Source organism: Bacillus sp. P4_D3 (assembly GCF_056401855.1).
In genome coordinates this window covers 1-4,547 of the sequence record NZ_JBFUIN010000257.1, presented here as the reverse complement: position 1 = coordinate 4,547, position 4,547 = coordinate 1, and the positions used below count along the sequence as shown (strand labels likewise).

At 35.4% G+C, this 4,547-nt stretch carries 5 protein-coding genes; 1 reads left to right on the top strand and 4 read right to left on the bottom strand.

The window, feature by feature from the left end; genetic code table 11:
- Positions 1-54: 54 nt before the first annotated feature.
- From AC1DTM_RS18730 to AC1DTM_RS18715, 4 genes are all read right to left on the bottom strand, one after another.
- The gene (locus tag AC1DTM_RS18730; protein ID WP_088099373.1) at positions 55-606 is read right to left on the bottom strand and encodes a DUF2179 domain-containing protein; all 552 of its coding nucleotides are present in this window, start codon (positions 604-606) and stop codon (positions 55-57) included.
- A 230-nt stretch (positions 607-836) separates the two neighbouring features.
- The gene (locus AC1DTM_RS18725) at positions 837-1,250 is read right to left on the bottom strand and encodes an ATP synthase subunit I (RefSeq protein WP_002110920.1); all 414 of its coding nucleotides are present in this window, start codon (positions 1,248-1,250) and stop codon (positions 837-839) included.
- Between the two features lie 53 nt (positions 1,251-1,303).
- Entirely contained in the window at positions 1,304-2,632 is a 1,329-nt protein-coding gene (locus AC1DTM_RS18720; protein WP_002110921.1) for a hemolysin family protein, read from the bottom strand.
- Between the two features lie 119 nt (positions 2,633-2,751).
- Positions 2,752-3,159, bottom strand: a complete 408-nt coding sequence (locus tag AC1DTM_RS18715) for a MerR family transcriptional regulator (RefSeq protein WP_033710905.1) — start codon at positions 3,157-3,159, stop codon at positions 2,752-2,754.
- 465 nt (positions 3,160-3,624) lie between these two features.
- Here AC1DTM_RS18715 and AC1DTM_RS18710 point away from each other — a divergent pair, with 465 nt between their 5' ends.
- Entirely contained in the window at positions 3,625-4,512 is an 888-nt protein-coding gene (locus AC1DTM_RS18710) for a DMT family transporter (protein WP_477000636.1), read from the top strand.
- Positions 4,513-4,547 lie beyond the last annotated feature (35 nt).

Sequence of the window (4,547 nt, the reverse complement as noted above, 5' to 3'; positions counted from 1 at the left end):
TTCATATAGGATTATGGTTATAAACTTATTTTTAAGCCATACTACTCCTTTTTTTTACGATGCATGTTCATCTTTCTTCTTCTTCAACAACGCTCTCTTCTTCATCGCCTTCGTTAAGTATCCACCTTTAAACGAACGGATTTCATAAGAAGACATAAACGCTTTTGGTGCAATTTCATTAATAATTTCTAACAGTTCTTTTTCTCTAGAACGCTTCGCAACGATATCTAAGCGATAACGTATAGAATTTATTCCTTCACCTTCAAATACTGTAACGCCAAATCCAGAGTGGCGTAATTCATTTACTAATTCATTACAACGGTCTAGTAAACTAACTTGATACGTAATATATCCAATTGCTAATTTATTCTCTATATAACCGCCTAATAATAGTCCCGCACTAAAGCCGATGACATAGGCAACAATGTTCATCCAATTTGATAAATCTTGAAATACAATACCTAAACTGACAATGTAAATTGCTCCTTCTAACAATCCTACACCTGCAGCGGATCTTGTTTGATTCTTTACAAGCAAAATCGTACGGATTGTTAAAGTTGGAACGTAAATAATTTGAAGCACAAAAATAAGTAACGCTTGTAACATTGGTATCCACCTCTTTCGCAAATTCTTTTGTCATGATAACATACATAAGCTTTAGAAATCGATGGGTTTTTTAATTTTTTTTAATTTTTTTTAATTTTTTTTCATACTATTGAAATGCCTCAAAAATAAGCGTATTATATTTGGCGTAAATCCGATAAATACCAGTAAATCACTCGTATTATATCATTTATTTTTAAACRCAAAAAAGGAACCAGATTAGGTCCCTTTCCTCATAACTCTATGTTTTTCGAAGCATGTTCTCTTTGTTTCTCTTCTTCTTTTACTAGCTGCATATTTGCATAGGCTAAATTCGCAATCATTAAAAAGTGTCCACCTAATATTCCAGTACCAAATGCCCACATTTCCATTTCATGCTCAATTTCATACATAATGATAGCCCCTAATATTGCGGCTGCAAATCGGTTTAGAACTCCTAATCCAGGAGCCTTTTCTTTCATCACAATACTTCTTCCTAATTTTTCAACTCTGCGAGCTAATAACCAAAGACAGTATGCACTTACAGCTAATCCAATACCGAATCCTGTCACTTGTTTTCCAAACGGAGTAACCGCCCACATTAGTAGTAAACCACTAAAGATCGTATACAATTGTAATCGATATACACGTAAGGCTACTTGAATCAAAATATCCGCTCCTAATTTCACATTTTATTATGTGTCAGAAGAAAAGCAGCAACTTACACAGTTGCTGCTTTCTCTTGTTCTTGTTCATGATCCATTTTTTGAATTTCAACACGTTTAATTTGATAAGCATCTTTTTCTAACACTTTAAATTCATAGCCTTCTGCTTCAACGCATTGTCCTTCTTCGATTTCATGATTTTGCATCATAATCCATCCACCGATTGTATCCACATCGTCTTCTTCAATGTGTAATCCAAACAAATCTTTTACTTCTGTGATAAGCACTTTTCCATCAACAATTTTATGATACTCGTTCACATGTTGAATTGGTGGTGCTTCATCTTCATCATATTCATCACGAATTTCGCCGACGATTTCCTCCAATATATCTTCAAGCGTTACAATTCCAGCTGTTCCTCCGTACTCATCATATAAAACAGCCATTGGAATTCGCTTCTTCTGCATTTGCAGTAATAAATCATGAATTGGAGTCGTTTCCATAACTTCAATAATCGGACGCATATACGTGCGAATCGATGATAAATCTTCTTGATCGTTGTTCATATATCGAATAAAGAAATCTTTTACATTGACCATACCGATAATATCATCTTTATCTTCTCCAAAAATCGGATAACGTGTGTATCGTTCATTTTGGATTACTTTCATGTGTTCTTCTACTGAATCTTCAAGATAGAAACCAACGATTTCTGTACGCGGTACCATGATTTCTTTCGCAATGCGATTATCAAATTCAAAGATATTATTTACATACTTGTATTCAGCTTGATTAATTTCTCCACTTTCGTAGCTCTCTGAAAGAATAAGACGTAACTCTTCTTCTGTATGAGCTACTTCATGTTCAGAAGCTGGCTTCAAACCGAATAAACCAGTTACAACACGAGCAGAACCATTCAATACCCAAATAAATGGATACATAACTTTATAGAATATCATTAACGGACCTGCTAATAACAATGTCACTTTTTCAGCTTTTTGAATTGCCATCGTTTTCGGAGCTAATTCCCCAACTACAACGTGCAAGTACGTCATCGTCATAAATGCAAGACCAAATGTTACTACTGATGAGATAGAAGGATTTAAGTTCCATTTCTCAAATAACGGGTGTAATAATTTTTCTATCGTCGGTTCACCTAACCAACCAAGTCCCATCGCTGTAACTGTAATACCTAATTGACAAGCAGATAAATATTCATCTAAATTTGTTGTTACCTTTTTCGCTGCTAACGCACCGCGTTTCCCTTCCGCAACAAGCTGATCAATGCGACTTGAACGTATCTTAACAATCGCAAACTCTGCTGCTACGAAAAATCCAGTAAATGCGATTAAAATCGCAACCATGACTAAATTAAATATTTCCAATGAATCCCCTTAGTTAAAAAACTAAGGTGTCCACCTCCTGTATACTATAATGTTTTCTTATTTGTTCGTTAGAAAACATAGCCCGATACAAAAATTAAAGAGGTCGGATTTCACTTATTCTATAATAATAGAATAAGTGTCTGTATTAAAGCTGTCGTTTGACCTGACAAAGATTTCGATATTTTTTCACGTTGTGAATCAGTCAATTCATCTAAAAGAGGCTTTAACTCCGTTAGCTCTGCTTCTAATCTATGAATATGGTCTGTCACTTCATTCACTTGTTTCGAAACGTGTTCATTGATACCGAGCAGCTTTTTCTTCTCCTCGATTCTCTCTTTAATCTCACAAAGCGGCATATGCATTTCTTTGCACTTCTCAATAAATTGTAATGTCTCAAATGCTGTTTCGTCGTAATAGCGATAATTAGATTGAGATCGCTCCGCTTTTAAGATTCCTAGATTCGTATAATAATCAATCGTTCGTTTCGACACGTGAGCCATGAGAGCCAACTGTCCGATTCGATACACCTTCCCAACGATCTTCCCCCCTTGTTTATATTACTATTATCATACAATACATAAACTGTACAGTCAAACGTGACGGTTTGTTATTCACATTGTATACACAATTCCATAACGCTCTACAATAATCAGAAAATTAAGTTATAATATCATTATAAAAGAAGAAGGGAGGCTACGCTCATGTACTACAACACTTCATTCGAAAACGATCAACCTGTAGGCCGTCTATAATCTAAGACGGGCATTCATATAATAAAGTGAAAYTTTAATCAGTGGGGRTTTTSTTCATCCCCCACTGATTATTAGCCTTCACCAATCGGGCATTTACGGGCAGTTGATCCACCGCCTAACTTCTTTGCTTTCGYTGAATTTTGAGGTGGGRGTYTTACTGCCCGTTAATGCGGGACAAGTGCGCCATGCCTCGTCTTAGGGAATAAATCATAACCCTAAAAATAGACGGAGGTCATTCAAATGAAACAAACAATTTTAGGAGCTATATGTTTATCACTAGCAGCAAGTATTTGGGGCGGTATGTACGTCGTTAGTAAATACGTACTCGACTTTATCCCGCCACTTACACTCGTTTGGCTCCGCTTTATTATCGCTTTTGTTGTTTTATATGTGATTTTGAAAACAACTGAAAAAAAGCAAAAGAAAAAAGTAACCATACACAAAAAAGATTGGCTATTATTCGCTTGGATTGGCTTCATCGGATACTTCATTTCGATTACATGTCAATTCATCGGGACAAAATTATCCGACGCTCATACAGGCTCTTTAGTAACATCAGCTACACCTGCATTTATGGTTATATTTGCAGGGCTTATTTTAAAAGAAAAACTAACCACTCGTAGACTTTTATCTACTATCATAGCGACAATCGGTGTCATTATCGTTATCGGATGGGATATTGAAATCGGCTCCTATTTTATCGGTACAATCATTTTAGTTGGAGCCGCTATTACTTGGGCTTTACTATCCATTTATGTAAAAATCGCTTCAGTCCGATTTTCATCTTTAGTTATTACAACGTATGCAATATTCTTTTCACTCTTTTTTATTACACCTTTTATGATATGGGAATTCCAATCAAGTCCTATTGAACATATAAACATGTACGTACTATTAGGCGTACTCTATTTAGGTATCGTCTCAACCGCAGGTGCATTTTTCCTTTGGAATAAAGGATTAGAATTAATGGATGCTAGCATCGGTTCATTATTTTTCTTCTTCCAACCTATCGTCGGTTCAATAATTGGCTGGCTCCTATTAAATGAGACGTTAAGCAGTAACTTTTTCATTGGTGGTATCCTTATTATATGTAGTGTTCTAATTACTACTTTTGAAAAGCAAAAATAGTATAAAAAAACAGGCAGAGACTTAGTCTCTGCCTG